This is a genomic window from Streptomyces bugieae (assembly GCF_036352915.1).
GTDB lineage: Bacteria > Actinomycetota > Actinomycetes > Streptomycetales > Streptomycetaceae > Streptomyces > Streptomyces endophytica.
Window position 1 is genome coordinate 140,239 of the sequence record NZ_JAZBJP010000016.1, and the last position, 22,276, is coordinate 162,514.

Sequence of the window (22,276 nt, forward strand, 5' to 3'; positions counted from 1 at the left end):
GAGGGTTTCGTTTACTTGAAAACGAAGCCCATGACGATGCCGATGAGGGCGAGCGCCTCACAGAAGGCGAAACCCATGATCTGGTTGGTGCGGATCAGGCCGGCGGCCTCGGGCTGGCGGGCCAGGGCCTGGGTGCCGTTACCGAAGATGATGCCGACGCCGACGCCGGGGCCGATGGCCGCAAGGCCGTAGCCGATCGCGCTGGCGCTGCCGGTGAAGGCGTTCGCGGAGGCGAGGTTGACGGTCTCGAGAGCAGCGGACATGCCGTTACTTCCTTCTCATTTCACGTACCGGTGGGGGTTGGCCACCGGACAGCTGTTGGGCTGGGAGGCAGGGTGCTCAGTGGTGCTCGGCGAGCGCGCCCTGAACGTAGTTGCAGGCCAGGAGCACGAAGACGTACGCCTGGACGGCCTGGATGAAGAGCTCGAAGGCCGTCATCGCGAGGGTCATGAGGAACGAGGCGCCGGCGTAGACGACGCCGACACCGTTCAGCAGGTACCAGCTGGCGACGGTGAACATCACGATCAGCAGGTGGCCCGCGAACATGTTCGCGAAGAGCCGGACCGCGTGCGTGAAGGGCCGGATGATCATGTTCGAGAGGAACTCGATGACGATGATCAGCGGCAGCACCCAGCCGAGCGACTTGTCATAGCCGGTGATGTTCTTCAGGGCGCCGACGAAACCGTGCTTCTTGAAGGTCAGGAAGACCCACAGGATGTAGACGAGCGCCGCGAGGCCCACGGGAAAGGCGATGACCGAGGTCACCGGGAAGGCGGCGACCGGGACGATCGACCACAGGTTCATGATCCACACGAAGAAGAACAGCGAGACCATGAAGGGGACGTACTTGTCGCCCTCCTTCTTCCCGAGCGCGTCATAGACGAGTCCGCGGCGCACGAAGTCGTAGCCCGCCTCGCCGATCATCTGCAGCTTTCCGGGGACCACCTTCGCCTTGCCGAATGCGGCCCAGAAGAAGCCGACAACGACGACCGTGCTGAGCAGAGCCAGCAGCATCGGCTTGTTGAACTCGTAGCCGCCGATCGTGAAGAGCGGCTTGAAGACGAAGTTATGAAGCCCGGGAGCATCAAAGCCGCACCCGGAAAAGATGTGGCAGTCGGTCTCGAAGGCGAGCATCGTTTCAGCACTCACCGCGAGCTCCTTCAGCGTGGCGCATGGGTACGGCAACCTCGTTGTGTCGGCGCGGCGTTGAGCCACGGAGCGGCACTGGACTGGTCTTGCGGATTGGGGGGCGGCTGGCCGGCGCTGGGCCGGGCCGGATCACAGGCATCGGCCGCGAGAACTTCCCGTTCCATCCCGTGGGATCCGGGAGCTCAGCCGCCTGCGCCAACTGTGCCGCAGTTGGCACCGGACGATAGCAGGCCCGCATGAGGGCATTTATCTCGGCCCTACGTGTCACGTCGGCGACCCCGCCGTCTCCGCCTTCTTGCCTTCGGCGGAGTCGGGATCCACGTACAGAATCTTTGCCTTCATATGACCGCGGGTCTGCGCCGCGATCCATACGAGGGTGGCACCGAGCAAGGTGAACGCAAATGCCTTGGTGTCGAACAGCGTTGTGTCCTTGAACGCGAGCAGGAAGAGCAGCACGAACAGGATCTGCGTCGTGTAAAGCAGCAGCCCCATCATCTGGAACAGCTGCGGCAGGTTCTTCGCGGTTTTCTGCAGGACCACCAGGCCCGCGCCCATGACGAGCAGAACCAGCACGGTGCCGACGACGGCGCCGATCGCTCCTGCCGCGCCCGCGACCACCGCGCTCACGGCAACGGCGACGACGCCGAGGGCGAGCGTGGGCACAACGGCGTGAAGGAGTAGTCGGGCGTCATTCGACTGCATGGCGGCGCTCCGGCATGGGGTGGGGGTGTGTCGTCAGGGACGAGCGTAGACCCGGCCTGAGGCGGAACCTGAGGCCAAAGGGCCGTCGCACTACGGTCCTTCGGCTCTGTCGCCGGGTTTCGTGAACGGTATCACAAACTATTTGATGAGGTCTTTACCTGGTTCGTGTGGACCCTGTCACACTTGAGCGTGAACCCGCGCGTTGGTGCACTGACAGCCGGTTTTTTGTCTGGTATGGAGTCAACCGTCCCGGTTTTCGGTGCCCGTTCGAGCGATCCCAGCCCGGGATCAGCGGTGACTGCCCGCCTTGCGCCGGTCCACGAAGCGTGACCGGTCGCCGATCGCGGTGGCCCCGTTGATCCCCGCCGGGAGCGGCTCCGGCGCCTCCGCCGGCACCCCGTCGGCCGTCGTCCCGCCCGCGTCGCCGGCCGCCGGCGCCAGCACCGTACGGACCACCCTGCGGTAGCGCGGCGGCACCATCCGCTCCGCCCAGCGCGGCGCCCGCGGCGTGAAGCGCGGCAGCAGGAGCAGCACCAGGCCCACCGCGCTGAGCAGCACGATGCCCAGCACGATCCACATGCTGGCGTTGTTCGCCGAATAGGCCACCGCGCCGAACGCGATCAGCGCCGACCAGAAGTACATGATCAGCACCGCGCGGCTGTGCGAGTGGCCGATCTCCAGCAGCCGGTGGTGCAGGTGCCCGCGGTCGGCGGCGAACGGCGACTGTCCCTTCCAGGTGCGCCGCACGATGGCCAGGATCAGGTCGGCGACCGGCACCGCGATGACGGTCAGCGGCAGCAGCAGCGGGATGTAGACCGGCACCATCGCGTGGGTGGCCTCGCGCAGACCGCCCGCCTTCTGGTTGAGCAGGTCCGGGTCGACCTGGCCGGTCACCGACACCGCGCCGGCCGCCATCACCAGGCCGATCAGCATCGATCCGGAGTCGCCCATGAAGATCCGCGCCGGGTGCATGTTGTGCGGCAGGAAGCCCAGGCACATGCCCATCAGGACGACCGAGAACAGCGTTGCGGGCGCGGCGGCCTCGATGCCGTAGCCGAACCACATCCGGTACGCGTACATGAAGAACGCCGCGGCGGCGATGCACACCATGCCCGAGGCCAGCCCGTCCAGGCCGTCGACGAAGTTCACCGCGTTGATGGTGATCACGACCAGGGCGACGGTCAGCAGCGTGCCCTGCATCGGCGTGAGCGAGACCGTGCCGACGCCCGGGATCGGGATCCACAGGATCGTCAGGCCCTGCAGCACCATCACGCCCGCGGCGATCATCTGGCCGCCCAGCTTGACCAGCGCGTCCACGCCCCACTTGTCGTCGAGCACGCCGAGGATCCAGATCAGCGCGGCGCCGGACAGCAGCGCCCGCGGCTCGTCGGAGTTCTCGAAGACGCTCTTGAGGTTGGTCAGGTGCGAGGCCACCAGCAGACCGGCGCACAGCCCGCCGAACATGGCGATGCCGCCGAGCCGCGGTGTCGGCTCGCGGTGCACGTCACGCGCGCGGATCTCCGGCATCGCGCCGGCCGCGATCGCGAATTTCCGCACCGGCCCGGTCAGCAGATAGGTGATCGCGGCCGTGACGCACAGCGTCAGCAGGTATTCACGCACGGGCTGCCCCAGAGGTATAGCTGGCCATCACAGCCCCACACCCTATGCGGGTCCGCCCCCTGGCCGTGAATACAGGAGAAGACGCCGGGTGTCAGCGCGCGGTTCCGGCCGTCACCCGTGGGCGGGATAGGGCGGAAATCGGTGGACCAGGGCGACGGTCTCCCGGCGGGCCGCGCCGTCCTCCCGCAGCGCCGCCGCGATCAGCCCCGCGACCTGCGTCATCTCCGCCTCGGCCATCCCCTGGGTGGTGACCGCGGCGGTGCCCAGCCGCAGCCCCGTACGGCGGGCGGCGGCGCCCTGTGCGCACGGCAGCGCGCAGGTGTCCAGCACGATCCCGGCGGCCGCCAGCCGGCCCCGGGCGGTCCGGGCGTCAAGCCCCAGCGGCGTGGGGTCGGCGGTGATCAGATGGGTGTCGGTGCCCCCGGTGGTGATCGTCAGCCCCTGGTCGGCGAGCGCCGCGGCGAGCGCCCGGGCATTGGCGACGACCTGGCGGACGTACGCGCCGAACGCCGGGGTGGCGGCCTCCGCGAAGGCGACGGCCTTGGCGGCGACCGCGTTCATCTGCGCGCCCCCCTGGGTGAAGGGGAACACCGCACGGTCGATCCGCTCGGCCAGTTTGGCGCCGCACAGCAGCATCCCGCCGCGCGGCCCGCGCAGCACCTTGTGGGTGGTGCCGCACACCACGTGCGCGTACGGCACGGGGCTCGGCGCCACTCCCCCGGCGATCAGCCCCATCGGGTGCGCGACGTCCGCGATCAGGTACGCGCCGGTCTCGTCGGCGATGTCGCGGAAGGCGGCGTAGTCGAGGTGCCGGGGGTAGGAGATCGAGCCGCAGACGATCGCCTTGGGGCGGCGGGCCCGGGCCAGCTCGCGGATCGCGTCGTAGTCCAGCAGTCCGGTCTCCTCGTCGACGCCGTAGCCGGCGAAGTCGAACCAGCGGCCGGAGAAGTTGGCGGGCGATCCGTGGGTGAGGTGTCCGCCGTGCGGCAGGGACATGGCGAGGACGGTGTCTCCGGGGCGCAGCAGGGCGGCGTAGGCGGCCAGAACGGCCGAAGACCCGGAGTGGGCCTGGACGTTGGCGTGTTCGGCGCCGAAAAGGGCCTTGGCGCGCTCCACGGCGATCCGCTCGGCGAGGTCGACGATCTCGCAGCCGCCGTGGTGCCGCGCGCCCGGGTACCCCTCGGCGTACTTGTTGCCCAGCGGGGAGCCGAGGGCCGCCAGGACCGCCGGTGAGGTGAAGTTCTCCGCGGCGATGAGCTGCAGTCCGTCGCTCTGCCGGGCGCTCTCGCCGAGCAGGACGCCGGCGATCTCCGGGTCCTGCCGCAGCAGCGCGCCGAAGTCCGGGGCACCGGCGGGGTGCGTGACCCCCTCGCGGGCGGCGGCCCGGGCCCGGTCCTGGAGCGTCTCGTCGGCGGTGGCGGCGGCCGGCGCGTGGTCGGCCGGGGTCTCGCTGCGGGGTGACGCGGTGGTGGCGGGCATGGCGTGCTCCGGGCCTCGTCGGGACGTAGTCCCAATGTAGGCGCGGCCGCCCGATCGGGCGCGGTGTGCGGGCCGCCCGGGGCACGGCCGGCCCGGTGGCCCGCCACGGCCCGCCGGAGCGGCACCGGGTCAGGCCCGCGCGGGCAGCCCGGTGAGGGCGGTGACGACCGGGTCGAGGGCCTGGTTGATCTCGTCGCCGATGGAGCGGAAGAACGTGATGGGGGCGCCGTAGGGGTCGTAGACCTCGTCGGACTCCGGGTTGGGCGCGAGCAGCCAGCCGCGCAGCGCGGCGGCCGCGCCGACCAGCGCCCGGGCCCGCTCGACCAGCCCGCCGTCCGGCAGGTCCGGGTCGGGTTCGGGCAGCGTGGCGGGGTCTATGGCCCGCACCAGCCGGTTGAACTCCTTGAGGGTGAAGGTGCGCAGCCCCGCGGAGTGGCCCATCGAGATGACCTGTGCGCGGTGGTCGCGGGTCGCGGTCAGGACCAGGTCGGCGCGGATGACGTGCTCGTCGAGGAGTTCCCGGCCGATGAAGCCGGCCGGGTCCGCGCCGTAGTCGGTCAGCACCGTGGCGGCGTGCGCCTCCATCGGGGCGCCCTCGTGGCCCCAGGTGCCGGCGCTCTCCACGATCAGCCCGCCGCAGTGGGCGCCGCCGAGCCGCCGCTCCAGGGCATGGCGGTGCAGCCGCTCGGTGATGGGCGAGCGGCAGACGTTGCCGGTGCTGACGTGGAGGATCCGGAAAAGGGGCGGAGAAGGTACCGGGGGGTCGGTGTCGTCGCCTGGTCCCGCTATGCCACGCCCCAGGGGCGCCATCAATTGGCCACCTTGAGCTCGGGTACCACCTTGCGCAGCTCGTCGGCGCCGAGCGCGCCCTCGCGCAGCAGCACCGGGACCTTGCCGGTGACGTCGACGATCGAGGACGGCACGGCGGCGGGCGTCGGGCCGCCGTCGAGGTAGACGGACACCGCGTCGCCCAGCATCTCCTGTGCGGCGTCGCAGTCCTGCGGGGAGGGGTGGCCGGTGAGGTTGGCGCTGGAGACGGCCATCGGGCCGACGTCGGTCAGCAGCTCGATCGCGACCGGGTGCAGCGGCATGCGGACCGCGACCGTGCCGCCGGTCTCGCCGAGGTCCCAGGTCAGGGACGGCTGGTGCCGGGCGACGAGGGTGAGCGCGCCGGGCCAGAAGGCGTCGACGAGCTCCCAGGCCAGCTCGGAGAAGTCGGTGACCAGGCCGTGCAGCGTGTTGGGCGAGCCGACGAGGACCGGGGAGGGCATGCCGCGGCCGCGGCCCTTGGCCTCCAGCAGGTCGCCCACGGCCTCCGCGCTGAAGGCGTCCGCGCCGATGCCGTAGACGGTGTCGGTCGGCAGCACGACCAGCTCACCGCGGCGGACGGCCGAGGCGGCCTCACGCAGACCGGTCGCGCGGTCGGTCGCGTCGCTGCAGTCGTATCGCCGTGCCATTAGCGGTCCTCCTGGTGCCGAACGGTTGGGGGGTTCATCAAGGCGGTGGGCGTCATGGCATCGCCCGGCGCGCGGTGGCGAAACGGGGCCTGTTGTTGAGGTCGGGGTGGTCGGCCGCGTCGGCCCAGCCCCGCTCCTCGGTGAAGATCCACGGCACCTGCCCGCCCTGGGTGTCCGCGTGCTCGATGACGACCACGCCGCCGGGCCGCAGCAGGCGGTGTGCGGTCCGCTCGATGCCGCGGATGGTGTCCAGGCCGTCCTGGCCCGAGAACAGCGCGAGCTCGGGGTCGTGGTCGCGTGCCTCGGGTGCGACGTACTCCCACTCGGTCAGCGGGATGTACGGCGGGTTGGAGACGACCAGGTCGACCTGGCCGTCCAGTTCGGGAAGCGCGGTCAGCGCGTCGCCGTGATGGAGAACGACGCGGGACCCCTCGACGTTCTTGCGGGCGTACGCCAGGGCCTCCTCGGACAGCTCCACGGCGTGCACCCGGGAGCGCGGCACCTCCTGCGCCAGGGCGAGTGCGATCGCCCCGGAGCCGGTGCACAGGTCGACGATGAGGGGCTCGACGACGTCCATGGCCCGCACGGCGTCTATCGCCCAGCCGACCACCGACTCGGTCTCCGGCCGGGGCACGAACACCCCTGGCCCGACGTGGAGTTCGAGGTAGCGGAAGAAGGCCCGGCCGGTGATGTGCTGGAGCGGCTCACGGGCCTCGCGGCGGGCGACGGCCTCCCAGTAGCGGGCGTCGAAGTCCGCGTCGGGGACCGCGTGCAGCTGGCTCCGCTTGACGCCGTGCACGTGCGCGGCGAGCTCCTCGGCGTCGAAGCGGGGTGAGGGCACGCCGGCGTCGGCCAGCCGCTGGGTGGCCTGGGCCACCTCGGCGAGCAGCAGGTTCACGGGGGTCCTCCAGCCGTGCGGACGGGTCGAGCGGGCTTACTGGGCGGCGGCGAGCTTGGCGGCCGAATCGGCGTCGACGCACGCCTGGATGACCGGGTCGAGCTCGCCGTCGAGCACCTGGTCCAAGTTGTACGCCTTGAAGCCGACGCGGTGGTCCGAAATGCGGTTTTCGGGGAAGTTGTACGTGCGGATGCGCTCGGAGCGGTCGACCGTGCGGACCTGGCTGCGCCGGGCGTCCGACGCCTCGCGCTCGGCCTCCTCCTGCGCGGCGGCCAGCAGCCGGGAGCGCAGGATGCGCATCGCCTGCTCCTTGTTCTGGAGCTGGCTCTTCTCGTTCTGGCAGGAGACGACGATGCCGGTGGGCAGGTGGGTGATGCGCACTGCGGAGTCGGTGGTGTTGACGGACTGGCCGCCGGGCCCGGACGAGCGGTAGACGTCGATCCGCAGGTCGTTGGCGAGGATCTCGACCTCGACCTCCTCGGCCTCGGGCGTGACCAGCACGCCGGCCGCGGAGGTGTGGATCCGGCCCTGCGACTCGGTGGCGGGCACGCGTTGGACGCGGTGCACCCCGCCCTCGTACTTCAGCCGCGCCCAGACGCCCTGGCCGGGCTCGACCGCGCCGTTGCCGCCCTTGGTCTTCACGGCGACCTGGACGTCCTTGTAGCCGCCGAGGTCGGACTCGTTGGCATCGAGGATCTCGGTCTTCCAGCCGACCCGCTCGGCGTAGCGCAGGTACATCCGCAGCAGGTCGCCGGCGAACAGCGCGGACTCCTCGCCGCCCTCGCCGGCCTTGACCTCCAGGATGACGTCCTTGTCGTCGCTGGGGTCGCGCGGGACGAGCAGCAGCCGCAGCTTCTCGGTCAGCTCCTCGCGACGGGCGTCGAGCTCCTTGACCTCGTCGGCGAAGTCCGGGTCGTCCGCCGCGAGTTCACGGGCGGTCTCGATGTCCTCGCCGGTCTGCTTCCACTCGCGGTACGTCGCGATGATCGGGGTCAGCTCGGCGTAGCGCTTGTTGAGCCGCATGGCTTCGCGCTGGTCGGCGTGGACCGCGGGGTCGGCCAGCCGCTTTTCGAGATCGGCGTGCTCACCGATCAGTTCTTCGACCGCCTCGAACATCGTGGGGTTCCTCTGCTGGCTGGCTGACTGTCTCTACCCGGGGGGCGTCCCCCGCCAAAAAAGGCGCCGGTCCGGCCACCCCTGGACAGGGGCGACCGGAGACCGGCGCCTTGTGGGTCGCTACTTCTTGGCGGACCCGGCGTTCTTGCCGAAGCGGGCCTCGAAGCGGGCCACACGACCGCCCGTGTCCAGGATCTTCTGCTTACCGGTGTAGAACGGGTGGCACTCGGAGCAGATGTCGGCACGGATGCTGCCGCCGGCAACGGTGCTACGGGTGGTGAAGGACGCGCCACAGGTGCAGCTGACCTGGGTCTCGACGTACTCCGGGTGGATGTCGCGCTTCAAGGGATTCTCCTAGGTTCGGGAGTGCACCGGGTCGTGTCGCGGGTTGCGTCACGTGAACCGGGGCCGACGGTCCAGTCTGCCAGGACTAGCCGTATCTCCCAAAACCGGGGTACGTGCGCAACTATTCCCCGCCCGGTTCCGGGGCCGCGCGGGCCCCGGAACCGCACCTTCCGGCTACTTCACGTACTTGCCCGTGCCGCCCTGGTCACCGGCCGAGCCCTTGATCGCGGACTTCGGGATGTCCCGGTCGTTGCGCAGCGCGTCCCAGACCTTCTTGCCCTGCCGGGTCAGCGGCACCACGCGGTCGGGGTTGGCGGTGTCGTACGTCACCGGCAGCGTCACCATGTCGATGTTCTCGGACCCGATGGAGCCCAGGCTCTTGGCCAGGCCGGTCAGTTCGCTCACCGAGTTGAGGTCGGTGTCGGTGGTGATGGCCTTGGTGGCCGTGTCCGCGACGTCGTAGAGCTTGGTGGGGTTGGTGAGCACGCCGACGTTCTTGACCTGGTTCATCAGGGCCTTGAGGAACGTCTGCTGGAGCTGGATGCGGCCCAGGTCGCTGCCGTCGCCGCCGGGCACGCCGTGCCGGGTGCGGACCAGGCCGAGCGACTGCTCGCCGTCGAGCGTGTGGTGGCCGGGCCGCAGGTGCAGGTGGCTGTTGCGGTCGTCGATCGCCTTGGTGGTGGTGATGTCGACGCCGCCCAGCGCGTCGATGAGCCTCTTGAAGCCGGTGAAGTCGACCTCGATGAAGTGGTCCATCCGGATCCCGCTGATCGACTCGACGGTCTTCACGGCGCACGCCGGGCCGCCGACCTCGAAGGCGGTGTTGAACATCGCCCGCTGCTCACCGGGGACGTTCTTGCCGTCCTTGGTGGTGCAGTCGGGCCGGCTGATCAGGGTGTCCCGGGGGATGCTGACGACGCTGGCCTTCTTGTGGCCCTTGAAGACGTGCACGACCATCGCGGTGTCCGACCGCGCGCCGCCCTCGTCCTTGCCGTACTCGCCGTTCTTGCCGGCCCGCGAGTCGGAGCCCATCACGAGGATGTCCATCGAGCCGTCGTCGACGTTCTTGGGCCGGTCGTGGCCGAGGGCGGCGTTGATGTCGACGCCCTTCAGATTGCCGTTGAGCTTGAAGTAGACGTAGCCGAGGCCGGCACCACCGAGCAGCACGACGCTGACCAGCGCGCACAGCGTGATGGTGAGTGCCCGGCGGCGCCGGGTCGGGCCCTTTCGCCGACGGCCCGTGGCACGTATGCCGCGGGCACGGCTTTCGGCCGTCTTCACGGTCCCGCTGCTGTCCGCCATCTGCTCCTCAGTCCTTGTTCGCGTCGCTACCCCTCGCCGTCACCGTGCTGCCAGCTGTCACGGCCCGTCGCGCCTTGTCAGACGGGAGGCTGACGGGAAGGGTTGCACAGCAAGTGATGAGCGAATTCTTAGAAATCGCCACGGGCCGTGTCCGGCCGTGCGCCGGCTCCGCCGTCCTCACCTGGTCTTTCGTCCCGGTTTCCGTCCTGGCCGGAACGTTGCCTCCGGCGGCGATCTGTGCGGAACGTCTCAGATCGGGCGCTTCGCCGGCTCTCCGCTCGCGGCGCAGGTCACAGATCACCGGCCGCGGAGCCGGCCCGGGGCCGCCGGCACGGGACGCCGTACGGGCCACCCAGCACAACGCCCCCCTCACCCGTAAGGGCGAGGGGGGCGGTGCGGACGGCGCCGGAGCGCTCCGGGGCGTCAGTCGTTGCCGTTGCCCGCGGTCGGCGTCGTCTTCTGGATCTGCAGCAGGAACTCCGCGTTGGACTTCGTCTGCTTCATCTTGTCCAGCAGCAGCTCGATGGCCTGCTGCTGGTCCAGGGCGTGCAGCACCCGGCGGAGCTTCCAGACGATGGCCAGCTCGTCGCTGCCCATCAGGATCTCTTCCTTACGGGTGCCGGACGCGTCCACGTCCACCGCCGGGAAGATGCGCTTGTCGGCGAGCTTCCGGTCGAGCTTGAGCTCCATGTTGCCGGTGCCCTTGAACTCCTCGAAGATCACCTCGTCCATCCGCGAGCCGGTCTCGACCAGCGCGGTGGCCAGGATGGTCAGCGAGCCGCCGTCCTCGATGTTGCGCGCCGCACCGAAGAACTTCTTCGGCGGGTAGAGGGCGGTGGAGTCGACACCACCGGACAGGATGCGGCCCGAGGCCGGGGCGGCGAGGTTGTACGCCCGGCCCAGACGGGTGATCGAGTCCAGCAGGACGACGACGTCGTGGCCCAGTTCCACCAGGCGCTTGGCCCGCTCGATGGCGAGCTCGGCGACGGTGGTGTGGTCCTCGGCCGGGCGGTCGAAGGTCGAGGAGATGACCTCGCCCTTGACCGACCGCTGCATGTCGGTGACCTCTTCGGGACGCTCGTCGACGAGGACGACCATCAGGTGGCACTCGGGGTTGTTGCGGGTGATCGCGTTGGCGATGGCCTGCATGATCATGGTCTTGCCGGTCTTCGGCGGGGCCACGATCAGACCGCGCTGGCCCTTGCCGATCGGCGAGACCAGGTCGATGATCCGGGTCGTCAGCGCACCGGACTCGCCCTCCAGGCGCAGCCGCTCCTGCGGGTAAAGGGGCGTCAGCTTGCCGAAGTCCGGCCGCCCGCGGCCCTGTTCGGGCGCCATGCTGTTGACGGTGTCGAGCCGGACCAGCGCGTTGAACTTCTCGCGCCGCTCGCCGTCCTTGGGCTGCCGGACCGCGCCGGTGACGTGGTCGCCCTTGCGCAGGCCGTTCTTGCGGACCTGGGCGAGCGAGACGTAGACGTCGTTCGGGCCGGGCAGGTAGCCCGAGGTCCGGATGAACGCGTAGTTGTCGAGGATGTCCAGGATGCCCGCGACCGGGATCAGGACGTCGTCCTCGGCGATCTGCGGCTCGTTGCCGAAGTCCTCGCGGCCACCGCGGCGGCCCCGGCGGTCGCGGTAGCGGCCGCGACGGCCGCGCCGGCCGCCCTCGAAGTCGTCGTCGTCGTCCCGGCGGTCCCGGTCCCGGTCCCGGCCCTGGCGCTGGCCGCCCTGGCCGCCGTCGCCGGCGTCGCCCTTGCGGCGGTCACCGCGGTCGCGCTGGCGGCGGTCACCGCGGTCGCCCTTCTGGCCCCGGTCCTGGCGGTCGCCGCGCTCCTGGCGCTCGCCGCCCTTGGCGGGCCGGCCCTCGCCGGTCTCCTGCGGGGCGGTGGCGGTGTCGGTGCGCGCCTCCGTCTTGGTGTCGGTCTTCGCCTCGACCTTGGTGTCGGTCTTGAGGTCGCCCGCCTGCTCGGGGGCGCCCGCGGCGGCGGTGGCCCGGCGGCGGCGCCGCTCACCGGCCGGCTGCTCGTCGCTGACCGGCTGGCCGGGGATGTCGATCTGCTGCTGGGCGCCGGCCTTGTCCGCCTTGTCCTTGGCGGTGCGCTCGGTCTTGTCGGCCTTGGCGGCCGGCTCGGCGGCCTCCTCGCCGGTGCGGGCCTTGGAGGTCGTACGGCGCTTGGGCTTGGCCTCGGCCTCGGTGGATGCGTCGGCCTTGGCCGCCGTGCCCGAGCCTCCGGCCTGGCGCTCCTTGATGACCTCGATCAGCTGGCTCTTGCGCATCCGCGCGGTGCCCTTGATACCGAGGCCGGAGGCCACCTGCTGCAGCTCGGCCAGGACCATGCCCTCAAGGCCGGTGCCGGAACGGCGGCGCCGGGTGGTGGCAGGCGCGGCGGGAGCGTCCGTGGCGGGCGTGGTGGCACTGCCATCGGTGCGCGCGCCCATCAGATCGGTGGTGTCGCTCACGAAGGGTCCTTCCCTGGAGCGGGCGTCGGCCTGTCTGGCTCGGCGACCGGTTGTGCTGTCCGGCTGGGTCCTCAGGTCTCGTGGACCGGGCCGGGGCGGTGGTCCCGCCGGAAGTGGCGGAGAGATCAATTCATGATTCCGGCGCGAAGAGATGCAGAGTGACTCATGTCGTCACGCCGATTCCGGAGCATGCTCGCTTCTGCTTCAGGCAACTGCTCCAAGCAGTTTGGGAGGCTCCCGGAAGAAAGGTGGTCCCAATGGGGGACACGAAGCACAGCGCCATTGCGGCGGCTCGTACTCACTTGAGGTTAACACTACCGGATCCAACAAACATTCCCCCTCTCCAAGACCGGCAATCGTCGATCAGCCGCGTGATCACCCGGCGAGCGGCAGCACACAGGCCCCTGCCGCGTCGAGGGTCAGCCGGTTCGCCGCCCACCCCTCTCCCGCCAGTGCCGCGACCTTCTCGGCCGCGGCGTCGTCGACCAGCGCGAGCACCGTCGGGCCCGCACCGGACACGACTGCGGGGACGCCGTCCGCGCGCAGTCGGTTCACCAGGGCCACGCTCTCCGGCATCGCCGGGGCACGGTACTCCTGGTGAAGTCGGTCCTCGGTCGCGGCGAGCAGCAGCTCGGGGCGCCTGGTCAGGGCCTCGACGAGCAGTGCGGCGCGGCCGGCGTTGGCTGCGGCGTCCACATGCGGGACGGTGCGCGGCAGCAGTCCGCGGGCGGTCTCGGTGAGCACCGGCTTCCCGGGCACGAAGACCACCGGAACGATGGAATCGACGGGATCCATCCGGATCGCCCGTGCGGTGCCGGTGTCCATCCAGGCGAGCGTGAAGCCGCCGAGCAGACAGGCGGCGACGTTGTCGGGGTGGCCCTCGATCTCGGTGGCCAGCTCCAGCAGCGCGGTGTCGTCGAGCTTCTGCTCGCCGCCTATCGTCACCGCGCGGGCGGCGACGATGCCGGCGCAGATGGCGGCCGACGAGGAGCCCAGGCCGCGGCCGTGCGGGATGCGGTTGGCGCAGACGATTTCCAGGCCGCGCGGCTGTCCGCCGAGCAGCTCGAAGGCGGTACGCATCGACCGGACGAGCAGGTGGCTCTCGTCGCGCGGCAGGGTGTCGGCGCCCTCACCTGCGATGTCGATATGCAGCCCGGAGTCGGCGACGCGCACCACGACATCGTCGTACAGGCCCAGGGAAAGACCCAGGGCATCGAAGCCGGGACCGAGATTGGCGCTGGTAGCGGGGGTGCGCACCCGGACGGCGGCGGCGCGGAACGCGGGACCGGCCATCGCTCGATGACTCTCCTTGATTGATGCTGCGGTACTGACCCGGAGCGCCGCGGCACCGAGGTGCCCGGCCGGCTCGCGGGGTCTGTTCTGACCTGCCCTGAACACCACTGCGTTATGCCGTGGGGAGGGGAGTTGGCTGCCAGCCTATCGAAGGAAGGTTCTGTCGCGACATAGGGCGCACAGGAGGCGCACGATGCGTGTCGCGCGCCTTCCCGTGCCCCGATGGCCGCACCCTCGGGCTTTGCAGTCTTTGCACAGTTTGCTGTGCGGGGCGGTGACCGGACGCCGGCGTCCGGTCACCGGTCGCCGTACGGGCCGCCGGGCCCGTACGGCCGCGTACTAGGCGAGGCCGAGCCGCTCGGCCGCCGCGTCCGCGTCGATCGGGACCGTGACCGGCTGCGGCGCACCGGCGACCGCCCAGTCCGGGTCCTTCAGGCCGTTGCCGGTGACCGTGCAGACGATGCGCTGGCCCGGGTCGACCTTGCCCTCCTCGGCGGCCTTGAGCAGACCGGCCACCGAAGCGGCCGAGGCGGGCTCCACGAACACGCCCTCCTGCGCGGCCAACAGGCGGTAGGCGGCCAGGATTTGACGGTCGGTCACCTCGTCGATGAAGCCGCCCGACTCGTCCCGCGCGCGCTCCGCCTGCGCCCACGAAGCGGGGTTGCCGATGCGGATCGCGGTGGCGATGGTGTGCGGGTCCTTGACGGGCTCGCCGCGCACGATCGGCGCGGAGCCGGAGGCCTGGAAGCCCCACATCCGCGGGGTGCGGGAGGCGATGCCGTCGGCCGCGTACTCCTGGTAGCCCTTCCAGTACGCGGTGATGTTGCCGGCGTTGCCGACCGGCAGCACGTGGATGTCCGGGGCGTCGTCGAGCATGTCGACGATTTCGAAGGCGGCGGTCTTCTGGCCCTCGATGCGCACCGGGTTGACGGAGTTCACAAGTGCGACCGGGTAGTTGTCGGACAGGCCGCGGGCCAGCGTCAGGCAGTCGTCGAAATTGCCGTCGATCTGCAGGATCTTCGCGCCGTGCACCAGCGCCTGGCCCATCTTGCCGAGCGCGATCTTGCCCTGCGGGACGAGCACCGCGCAGACCATGCCGGCCCGCACCGCGTACGCGGCGGCCGAGGCGGAGGTGTTGCCGGTCGAGGCGCAGATGACCGCCTTGGCACCCTCCTCCTTGGCGCGGGTGATGGCCATCGTCATGCCGCGGTCCTTGAAGGAACCGGTGGGGTTGGCACCCTCGACCTTGAGATGCACCTCACAGCCGGTGCGCTCGGAGAGCACCTGGGCCGGCACCAGCGGCGTGCCGCCCTCGCGGAGGGTGACGACCTCGGTCGTGTCGCTGACCGGCAGCCGGTCGCGGTATTCCTCGATGATGCCGCGCCACTGACGGCTGGTGGTGGTCACGGTGGGATTGGCAGACATGGGTTCCTTTACTCCCCTTCGACCCGCATGATGCTGGCGACGCCGCGTACGGTGTCCAGCTCGCGCAGCGCCCCGACGGTCGACGACAGGGCCGCGTCGGCGGCCCGGTGGGTGACGACGACGAGGGAGGCCTCGCCGTCCTTGCCCTGCTGGCGGACCGTATCGATCGATACGCCGTGTTCGGCGAAGACCGTTGCCACCTGCGCGAGAACGCCGGGCTTGTCGGCCACGTCGAGACTGATGTGGTAGCGCGTGACGACCTCGCCCATCGGGCTGACCGGCAGCGCGGTGTACGCCGACTCCCCGGGGCCGGTGGCGCCGGCGAGCTTGTTGCGGCAGACCGCGACCAGGTCGCCGAGCACCGCGGAGGCGGTCGGCGCACCGCCCGCGCCGGGCCCGTAGAACATCAGCTGGCCGGCCGCGTCGGCCTCCACGAAGACCGCGTTGTACGCCTCCCGGACGGAGGCCAGCGGATGCGTCAGCGGGATCATCGCCGGGTGCACCCGGGCGGTCACCGACGCCCCGTCCGCCGCCCGCTCGCAGATCGCCAGCAGCTTGACCGTGCAGCCCATCCGCTGGGCGGAGGCGATGTCGGCGGCGGTGACCTCGGTCAGGCCCTCGCGGTGCACGTCGTCGATGGTGACGCGGGTGTGGAAGGCGATCCCGGCGAGGATCGCGGCCTTGGCGGCGGCGTCGAAGCCCTCCACGTCGGCGGTCGGGTCGGCCTCCGCGTAACCGAGGGCGGTCGCCTCGTCCAGCGCCTCGCTGTACCCGGCGCCGGTCGACGCCATCCGGTCGAGGATGAAGTTGGTGGTGCCGTTGACGATGCCCATGACCCGGTTGATCTTGTCGCCGGCGAGCGACTCGCGCAGCGGCCGGACCAGCGGGATCGCGCCGGCGACGGCGGCCTCGTAGTACAGGTCCGCGCCCTTGGACTCGGCCGCCGCGTGCAGCGCCGCGCCGTCCGCGGCCACCAGCGCCTTGTTGGCGGAGACCACGCTCGCGCCGTGCTCGAAGGCGGTGGTGATCAGCGTCCGGGCGGGCTCGATACCGCCGATGACCTCGATGACGACGTCGATGTCGCCCCGTTTGACGAGCGCGGTGGCGTCGGTGGTGATGAGCTCGGCCGGTACGCCCTCGCGCACCCGGTCCGGGCGGCGTACCGCGATCCCGGCCAGCTCGACGGGCGCGCCGATCCGGGCCGCGAGGTCGTCCGCGTGCGTCGTCATGATGCGCGTCACCTCTGAGCCGACAACACCACAGCCCAGCAGCGCCACCTTCAGCGGACGCGTACGCATCATTCGACCCCTGCTTCTCATCGATCAGCGATTTCCGTCTTGCTCATACGGTTCATGCACAAGACCCATGCACCAGTCTCACGCACCGGACGTCGGTTTCCGTCCGTCGTCCGGATACCGAGACATTTATTTCATCCGGGGCCGGGCCCCGGCGATCCGGCCCTACCCGACATCCAAGCGCAGGAGATCTTCCTCCGTCTCCCGCCGGACGATCACCCGGGCCGCACCGTCCTTCACGGCCACGACCGGCGGCCGCAGCGCGTGGTTGTAGTTGCTCGCCATGGACCGGCAGTACGCGCCGGTCGCCGGCACCGCGAGCAGGTCCCCCGGCGCGACGTCGGCCGGCAGGAAGGCGTCGCGGACGACGATGTCCCCGCTCTCGCAGTGCTTGCCGACCACCCGCGACAGCATCGGCTCGGCGTCCGAGGTCCGGGAGACCAGGGCCACGCTGTACTCGGCGTCGTACAGGGCGGTGCGGATGTTGTCCGACATCCCGCCGTCCACGGACACGTACGTCCGCAGCCCCTCCAGCTCCTTGACCGTGCCGACCTCGTAGAGCGTGAAGGCCGTCGGCCCCACGATCGCCCGGCCCGGCTCGACCGACAGCCGCGGCACGGCAAGCCCCGCGGCCTCGCACTCCTTCGTCACGATCTCGTTCAGCGCCTTGGCGATCTCGTGCGGCTCGCGCGGATCGTCCTCGGAGGTGTACGCGATCCCGAGCCCGCCGCCGAGGTCGATCTCCGGCAGCTCGATCCCGTGCTCGTCGCGCACCTCGGTCAGCAGTTGCACGACCCGCCGCGCGGACACCTCGAAGCCCGCCATGTCGAAGATCTGCGACCCGATGTGGCTGTGGATCCCGATCAGTTCGAGCCCGTCCAGCTTCAGCGCCCGCCGCACGGCCTCCGCGGCCTGCCCGCCGGCCAGCGCGATGCCGAACTTCTGGTCCTCGTGCGCGGTCGCGATGAACTCGTGTGTATGCGCCTCGACACCGACCGTCACCCGGATCTGCACCCGCTGCCGCTTGCCGAGCTTCTCGGCGATGTGCGCGACCCGCACGATCTCCTGGAACGAGTCGAGCACGATCCGTCCCACCCCGGCCTCCACGGCCCGGGTGATCTCCTCGGTGCTCTTGTTGTTCCCGTGCAGCGCGATCCGCTCGGCCGGCATGCCCGCCGAGAGGGCGGTGGCGAGCTCACCCCCCGAACACACGTCGAGGTTGAGGCCCTCCTCGTGCAGCCACCGCACGACGGCCCGGGAAAGGAACGCCTTCCCCGCGTAGAACACGTCGGCGTCCGGCCCGAAGGCGTCGCGCCAGGCCCGGCTGCGCGCCCGGAAGTCCTCCTCGTCCAGGAAGTACGCCGGCGTACCGAATTCCTCGGCCAGCGCACGGACGTCCAGCCCGCCGACGGTCACCGCGCCGTCGGCATTGCGCCGGACGGTACGCGACCAGACGTGCGGGTCAAGGGTGTTGAGGTCGGCGGGCGGCCCGGCGTAGTGCCCCTCGGGAAGGACGTCGGCGTGCCGGGGCCCGGCGGGATGCGCGGAACGGCTCATAACAGGTAGTTCCCCTCAAGAATTCACAAGCTCAGAGGTGTTCGGGTGCGGAGATGCCGAGCAGTCGCAGGCCGTTGGCGAGCACCGTCCCGGCGGCCTCGGCAAGGGCCAGCCGGGCACGGTGCACGGCCAAGGGTTTCTGCTCTCCGACGGGCAGCGGCGGACACACGTCGTGCCACCGGAAGAACGCCTCCGCCGTCGCCTCCAGATGCCGCACCACCCGATCCGGCGCCCGCAGCCGCGCGGCGACCTCGATGGCGGAGGGGTAGGTGGCGAGGAGGCTGTGCAGATCCCTGAGCAGGTCACGAACGGCGGCGGGCCGAGTCGCGGAGCCGGCGCCCGGCTCGTTCCCGAGGACCTGCCCGGGCCGGGACGCGAACCCCAGGTCATCGGCATTCCGGACCAGCGCCCGCACCCGCGCGTACGCGTACTGCACCAGGAACCGCGGATTCCCCTCCCGCTGCACCGGCCGCTCGGGCACCCGCACCGGATCATGGGCGGCGGGCCGCAACAGCGCCCACCGCGCTTCGTCGCTACCCAGCCGGGCAACGAGCCCGTCCAGCTCGTCGGAGCCGTCCCGACCGGGGGCCTGGCCGCCGGCGCTCCCCACCGTCGCGTCGATCCGCGCCAGCGCCTCGGCGACGACGGTCTCCCGGGCACCGCGGGGGCGGGCGTCCGGCCGAACGCCCACGGAATGATCCACGGCGCCCGAGGGAGACATGGCCGGCGGACGCGCGCCGAACGAGGCACCCTGCCGCAGGATCTGGCGCACGAGGTCGACCAGCGCCCCGTCCCCCAACGTGAAGTTCAGAAATCCCGGCCCGGCGATCTCGACCCGGTCGATCCCCGGGCTCCCCGCCAGCCGCTTCCGCAGGATCTCGGCGACCTCCCGGGCCGGCCGTCCCGCGGGCCCCGCGAGCTGCAGCGCAACACTCGACGCGTAGTCCCCGGACCCGGGCCGCTTCGGCGGCCGCACCACGATCCGCGCCGGCACCGGCACGGAGAGCTCCTGATCCTCAACGGCACCACGCACGGAGCGCAGGACGGTACGGGAGAGCTCAGCCGGGGTCACGGGACAAGCGTATGGGAGAACGGGGTCATCGACGCGACCGGTTTCGCTGTGTGGACACCAAGCGCTCACGCCCTGCGGGCCCGGACACCGGTCACTCCAGGGCACGAGGCTGCGGCGCGGCTCAACTACCCCGCCCCATGCTCCCCACCCGTACCGACATGCCCACGGGACGACGACGGCGCGCTCTCCCCCGCACCAACATGCCCACCAGCCGGCGCACCCTCCCCCTCGGGCCCGGCTCCGGCTCCGTGCTCCGAGTCTCCGTCCCCACCCTCGGGCCCGATCACAAGACGCCCCCCGGGAGTCCCCTCCGCCCCACGCTCCCGCTGCCGCCCCTCACGCACCAGCTTCCCCACCGTCCGCACCAGCTCCGTCGGCTCGAACGGCTTCGCGAGGAACGCGTCCACCCCCACCCATTCGCCGTTGTCCACCTCGCCCTCCGTACAGGCGCTGACGATGGCGATCGGGATGTCCCAGGTCCGCGGATCGGACCGCAGGCGTGCCGCGGTGTGCAGACCGTTGAGCCGCGGCATCACGACATCAAGGGTCACGACATCCGGTCTCACGTGGTGCACGACGTCCAGACATTCGGCACCATCAGCCGCGGTCACGACCTCAGAAGCCCTCCAGCTCAAGGTTGACCCTGATCAACTGCCGGATCACCTTGTTGTCGTCCACAACAAGGATCCGACCGGACAAGCCAGGCACACCATGAGACTAGGGGCCCACCTGCGGCGCCGTCCCGGTTTTGCCCACTTCCGCCCCCGTGTGAGGGACCTTTCCGCGACCACCACCGCCGCACCATCGCAATGCGCTAAGGCCCCTCCCCACGGCCGGAGCCAGGGACGCAAGACCCGCCCTCCACGCCCTCCCCAAACCTGTTCATGAACACCCCATCGGAGCTGGTAGGGTTCTACCCGTCGCCGCAAAACACAGCGGCAACGCCCCCGTAGCTCAGGGGATAGAGCAACGGCCTCCGGAGCCGTGTGCGCAGGTTCGAATCCTGCCGGGGGCACTCTGCGGAAAGCAGCTTGATCGAGCTGCTGATCTGCTTGAGTGCGATGCATGAAGAGCCGGACCTGGTTTTCACGGGTCCGGTTTTTTGCTGTTCTGCCGCCGACCGTGGGGCAGTGATCGACGCGGGTCGGTGATCAGCCGGTCGGAGATCAGCCGAGTGCGGCTCCGGGACGGACCTGACGCCGGAGCCGCTTCTCCTGTGAGCGCCGGACCCGCCCGGCGTACGAGAGGCCGGGCGGGCGGTGCGCCTCAGCTGGTGATCCACACCCCGCGCACCTGATTCCGGGCCTCGTCGGGTGCGGTCAGGTGGTCCGCCGGGCGGCATCACCTCGGGCCGGGCCATGTGTCTCTCGCGAGCTTCCCGTCGACAGGCCGCCGGTGCGGTGTGCAGCGCCTCCACCGGTAGGGCGGTCGTAAGGCACTGGCGGGCACCTGTCTTGTCGTCAAGTGCCCGATGGCCGTGGGGTGTTGGGCGTCAGCCGTTGAGGTACACCGGCAGGGATTGGACGCCGTAGACGATGGAGAGTTTGCGGAAGTCGAGGGTTTCGGGGGTGGTGGCGAGGCGCATGTGGGGGAAGCGGCGGGCCAGGGCCGGGTAGGCGGTGCGGAGTTCCATGCGGGCGAGTTCGGCGCCTACGCAGCGGTGGATTCCGTAGCCGAAGGCCAGGTGGGAGGGGACGTTGCGGGACGGGTCGAAGATTTCCATGTCCGGGCCCAGATTGCCGTCGCGGTCGGCGCCGCTGAGGGAGCAGAGGACGACGTCGCCGGCGGCGATCTGGACGCCGCCGATTTCCAGGTCCTCGCGGGCGAAGCGCGGGAAGGCGACCTGGACGACGGTGAGATAGCGCAGGAGTTCCTCGACGTAGCGGTCGACCGCGTCGTCGCCGTCGTTGAGGGCGGCGAAGTGCTTCGGGTCCTGGAGGAGGACCAGGGCGCCGAGCGCCAGCATGCTGGCGGTGGTTTCGAAGCCGCCGGTGAGGACGCCGTCGGCCAGGCCCGCGAGTTCTTCGTCGCTGACCGTGTCGCCGTGTTCCTTGACGATCATGCCGAGGAGACCGTCACCCGGGTTTTCCCGCTGCTTCTTGACGATGTCCCGGAAGTAGGAAAGGGATTCGGATATGGCACCGAAGGACGCGTTCGCTCCACTGAAAAGGTCGAAGCGGGCGGCGCTGAGGCGCTCGAAATCCTCGCGGTCCTCGTAAGGAACGCCGAGGAGTTCGCAGATGACGAGGGAAGGAATGGGCAGGGCGAAGGCGTGGACGATGTCGACCGGGTCGCCGTTTTTGCCCGCGGCTTCCATCGCGTCGAGGCGTTCTTCGACGATTTCGTGGATGCGCGGGGTGAGTCGGCCGAGGCGGCGCATGGTGAATTCGGGCGTGAGGAGGCGGCGGAGGCGGGTGTGGACCGGCGGGTCCGCGAATCCCAGGCCGCCCGGGTTCTGTTCGGCGCCGGCCCCCGCCTTGCCGACGAGATTGGTGAAGTCCGAGCTGAAGGCGTTGGCCTTTCCGAGCACGGCCTTGACCTCGTCGTAACCCGTCACCAGCCATACGTTGGCGGCTATCGGCACCGGGAGCTTGCTGATGGGCTCGCGTTCGCGGACGGCCGCCAAATCACCTACGGGGTCGAGCCCTTCGCGGCGCAGCGGCATCAGGACGGACTCGGGCAAGAAAGACATTCGAGACAGATCGAATCCCTTCTTGCGCGTTCTCGACAGATACATACGGCCGGCCCAGGCGATGATCCGGGAACGGAGAGTCGTCATGACGCTAATACTGCCTTTCGTCGAGGGGGACGGTCACCCGCGCGCCTGGCCGCACGGGGCGGCCGGAGCAGCGCGGACCCTCCACTCGGCGTGCTCGGAGGTGACGTACGCCATAGCCCCTCGCTCACGGCGGTCATGGCGCGGGTCCATGCCGTCGACCGATGTCTTCGGTCGTCCGCTTCAGCGTGACGAGCTCGGCCTTCTGCTTTTCGGTCTGTTCGTTCGAGAGGAGTTTACAAACTGTCATTGGGTGCGTTCGCGGAACAACCCGGGAAGCCCCTGGGAGAACCCTGAGGACTCCGTGATTCTTCCCTTAGGGGTGGGTGGGGG

The 22,276-nt window shown here is 70.4% G+C and carries 18 protein-coding genes, 1 tRNA gene and 1 pseudogene; 1 reads left to right on the forward strand and 19 read right to left on the reverse strand.

Annotated features, from left to right (window positions below; all coding sequences use genetic code 11):
- Nucleotides 1-11 precede the first annotated feature (11 nt).
- From atpE to V2J85_RS23795, 18 genes and pseudogenes are all read right to left on the reverse strand, one after another.
- A complete protein-coding gene (gene atpE / locus V2J85_RS23710) occupies nucleotides 12-263 on the reverse strand; it encodes an ATP synthase F0 subunit C (RefSeq protein ID WP_033266712.1) in 252 nt (83 codons plus the stop codon).
- A 76-nt stretch (nucleotides 264-339) separates the two neighbouring features.
- A complete protein-coding gene (gene atpB / locus V2J85_RS23715; protein WP_261957429.1) occupies nucleotides 340-1,134 on the reverse strand; it encodes a F0F1 ATP synthase subunit A in 795 nt (264 codons plus the stop codon).
- Nucleotides 1,135-1,413: 279 nt separating this feature from the next.
- The gene (locus V2J85_RS23720) at nucleotides 1,414-1,851 is read right to left on the reverse strand and encodes a Cg1360 family ATP-synthase-associated protein (protein WP_261955688.1); all 438 of its coding nucleotides are present in this window, start codon (nucleotides 1,849-1,851) and stop codon (nucleotides 1,414-1,416) included.
- Between the two features lie 288 nt (nucleotides 1,852-2,139).
- Nucleotides 2,140-3,471, reverse strand: a complete 1,332-nt coding sequence (locus V2J85_RS23725) for an MraY family glycosyltransferase (protein WP_330822657.1) — start codon at nucleotides 3,469-3,471, stop codon at nucleotides 2,140-2,142.
- 111 nt (nucleotides 3,472-3,582) lie between these two features.
- Complete coding sequence (locus V2J85_RS23730) at nucleotides 3,583-4,950, reverse strand: serine hydroxymethyltransferase (RefSeq protein WP_261955690.1); 1,368 nt, start codon at nucleotides 4,948-4,950, stop codon at nucleotides 3,583-3,585.
- A gap of 129 nt (nucleotides 4,951-5,079) precedes the next feature.
- Nucleotides 5,080-5,763 (reverse strand): arsenate reductase/protein-tyrosine-phosphatase family protein, encoded by a 684-nt coding sequence (locus tag V2J85_RS23735; RefSeq protein ID WP_410011268.1) that lies wholly within the window; start codon nucleotides 5,761-5,763, stop codon nucleotides 5,080-5,082.
- Nucleotides 5,760-6,407 (reverse strand): L-threonylcarbamoyladenylate synthase, encoded by a 648-nt coding sequence (locus tag V2J85_RS23740; RefSeq protein WP_261955692.1) that lies wholly within the window; start codon nucleotides 6,405-6,407, stop codon nucleotides 5,760-5,762. Before V2J85_RS23740 ends, V2J85_RS23735 begins: the two co-directional genes overlap by 4 nt.
- A gap of 52 nt (nucleotides 6,408-6,459) precedes the next feature.
- Nucleotides 6,460-7,305, reverse strand: coding sequence for a peptide chain release factor N(5)-glutamine methyltransferase (prmC, locus tag V2J85_RS23745; RefSeq protein WP_261955693.1), 846 nt, complete (start codon nucleotides 7,303-7,305; stop codon nucleotides 6,460-6,462).
- Between the two features lie 36 nt (nucleotides 7,306-7,341).
- Nucleotides 7,342-8,421, reverse strand: coding sequence for a peptide chain release factor 1 (gene prfA / locus V2J85_RS23750; RefSeq protein ID WP_261955694.1), 1,080 nt, complete (start codon nucleotides 8,419-8,421; stop codon nucleotides 7,342-7,344).
- A 120-nt stretch (nucleotides 8,422-8,541) separates the two neighbouring features.
- Nucleotides 8,542-8,766: a 50S ribosomal protein L31 gene (gene rpmE, locus V2J85_RS23755; RefSeq protein ID WP_030414149.1), complete on the reverse strand. Its 225-nt coding sequence runs from the start codon at nucleotides 8,764-8,766 to the stop codon at nucleotides 8,542-8,544.
- Nucleotides 8,767-8,940: 174 nt separating this feature from the next.
- Entirely contained in the window at nucleotides 8,941-10,068 is a 1,128-nt protein-coding gene (locus tag V2J85_RS23760; protein ID WP_330822658.1) for an LCP family protein, read from the reverse strand.
- Between the two features lie 423 nt (nucleotides 10,069-10,491).
- Nucleotides 10,492-12,525, reverse strand: coding sequence for a transcription termination factor Rho (rho, locus tag V2J85_RS23765; RefSeq protein ID WP_330822659.1), 2,034 nt, complete (start codon nucleotides 12,523-12,525; stop codon nucleotides 10,492-10,494).
- Between the two features lie 375 nt (nucleotides 12,526-12,900).
- A complete protein-coding gene (gene thrB / locus V2J85_RS23770) occupies nucleotides 12,901-13,818 on the reverse strand; it encodes a homoserine kinase (protein WP_261955697.1) in 918 nt (305 codons plus the stop codon).
- A gap of 339 nt (nucleotides 13,819-14,157) precedes the next feature.
- Nucleotides 14,158-15,243, reverse strand: coding sequence for a threonine synthase (gene thrC / locus V2J85_RS23775; protein ID WP_261955698.1), 1,086 nt, complete (start codon nucleotides 15,241-15,243; stop codon nucleotides 14,158-14,160).
- A gap of 8 nt (nucleotides 15,244-15,251) precedes the next feature.
- Nucleotides 15,252-16,544: a homoserine dehydrogenase gene (locus tag V2J85_RS23780; protein WP_261955699.1), complete on the reverse strand. Its 1,293-nt coding sequence runs from the start codon at nucleotides 16,542-16,544 to the stop codon at nucleotides 15,252-15,254.
- A 159-nt stretch (nucleotides 16,545-16,703) separates the two neighbouring features.
- Nucleotides 16,704-18,095: a diaminopimelate decarboxylase gene (gene lysA / locus V2J85_RS23785; protein WP_261955700.1), complete on the reverse strand. Its 1,392-nt coding sequence runs from the start codon at nucleotides 18,093-18,095 to the stop codon at nucleotides 16,704-16,706.
- A 31-nt stretch (nucleotides 18,096-18,126) separates the two neighbouring features.
- Nucleotides 18,127-19,167 carry an ArgS-related anticodon-binding protein NrtL gene (gene nrtL / locus V2J85_RS23790; RefSeq protein WP_330822660.1) on the reverse strand — a complete coding sequence of 347 codons (1,041 nt, stop codon included), beginning with the start codon at nucleotides 19,165-19,167 and terminating at the stop codon, nucleotides 18,127-18,129.
- 125 nt (nucleotides 19,168-19,292) lie between these two features.
- Nucleotides 19,293-19,875: pseudogene (locus tag V2J85_RS23795) on the reverse strand (response regulator).
- Between the two features lie 235 nt (nucleotides 19,876-20,110).
- Here V2J85_RS23795 and V2J85_RS23800 point away from each other — a divergent pair.
- A tRNA-Arg gene (locus tag V2J85_RS23800) sits at nucleotides 20,111-20,182 on the forward strand.
- 477 nt (nucleotides 20,183-20,659) lie between these two features.
- Here the strand turns inward: V2J85_RS23800 and V2J85_RS23805 are convergent.
- The gene (locus V2J85_RS23805; RefSeq protein ID WP_330822661.1) at nucleotides 20,660-21,946 is read right to left on the reverse strand and encodes a cytochrome P450; all 1,287 of its coding nucleotides are present in this window, start codon (nucleotides 21,944-21,946) and stop codon (nucleotides 20,660-20,662) included.
- Between the last annotated feature and the right edge of the window lie 330 nt (nucleotides 21,947-22,276).

Bases quoted from the DNA above. Each gene is read 5' to 3' on its own strand.
- V2J85_RS23780 (WP_261955699.1), bottom strand. From the start codon at position 16,544: ATGATGCGTACGCGTCCGCTGAAGGTGGCGCTGCTGGGCTGTGGTGTT.
- V2J85_RS23760 (WP_330822658.1), bottom strand. From the start codon at position 10,068: ATGGCGGACAGCAGCGGGACCGTGAAGACGGCCGAAAGCCGTGCCCGC.
- lysA (WP_261955700.1), bottom strand. From the start codon at position 18,095: ATGAGCCGTTCCGCGCATCCCGCCGGGCCCCGGCACGCCGACGTCCTT.
- V2J85_RS23740 (WP_261955692.1), bottom strand. From the start codon at position 6,407: ATGGCACGGCGATACGACTGCAGCGACGCGACCGACCGCGCGACCGGT.
- atpE (WP_033266712.1), bottom strand. From the start codon at position 263: ATGTCCGCTGCTCTCGAGACCGTCAACCTCGCCTCCGCGAACGCCTTC.
- atpB (WP_261957429.1), bottom strand. From the start codon at position 1,134: ATGCTCGCCTTCGAGACCGACTGCCACATCTTTTCCGGGTGCGGCTTT.
- V2J85_RS23730 (WP_261955690.1), bottom strand. From the start codon at position 4,950: ATGCCCGCCACCACCGCGTCACCCCGCAGCGAGACCCCGGCCGACCAC.
- thrC (WP_261955698.1), bottom strand. From the start codon at position 15,243: ATGTCTGCCAATCCCACCGTGACCACCACCAGCCGTCAGTGGCGCGGC.
- thrB (WP_261955697.1), bottom strand. From the start codon at position 13,818: ATGGCCGGTCCCGCGTTCCGCGCCGCCGCCGTCCGGGTGCGCACCCCC.
- V2J85_RS23720 (WP_261955688.1), bottom strand. From the start codon at position 1,851: ATGCAGTCGAATGACGCCCGACTACTCCTTCACGCCGTTGTGCCCACG.
- prfA (WP_261955694.1), bottom strand. From the start codon at position 8,421: ATGTTCGAGGCGGTCGAAGAACTGATCGGTGAGCACGCCGATCTCGAA.
- V2J85_RS23805 (WP_330822661.1), bottom strand. From the start codon at position 21,946: ATGACGACTCTCCGTTCCCGGATCATCGCCTGGGCCGGCCGTATGTAT.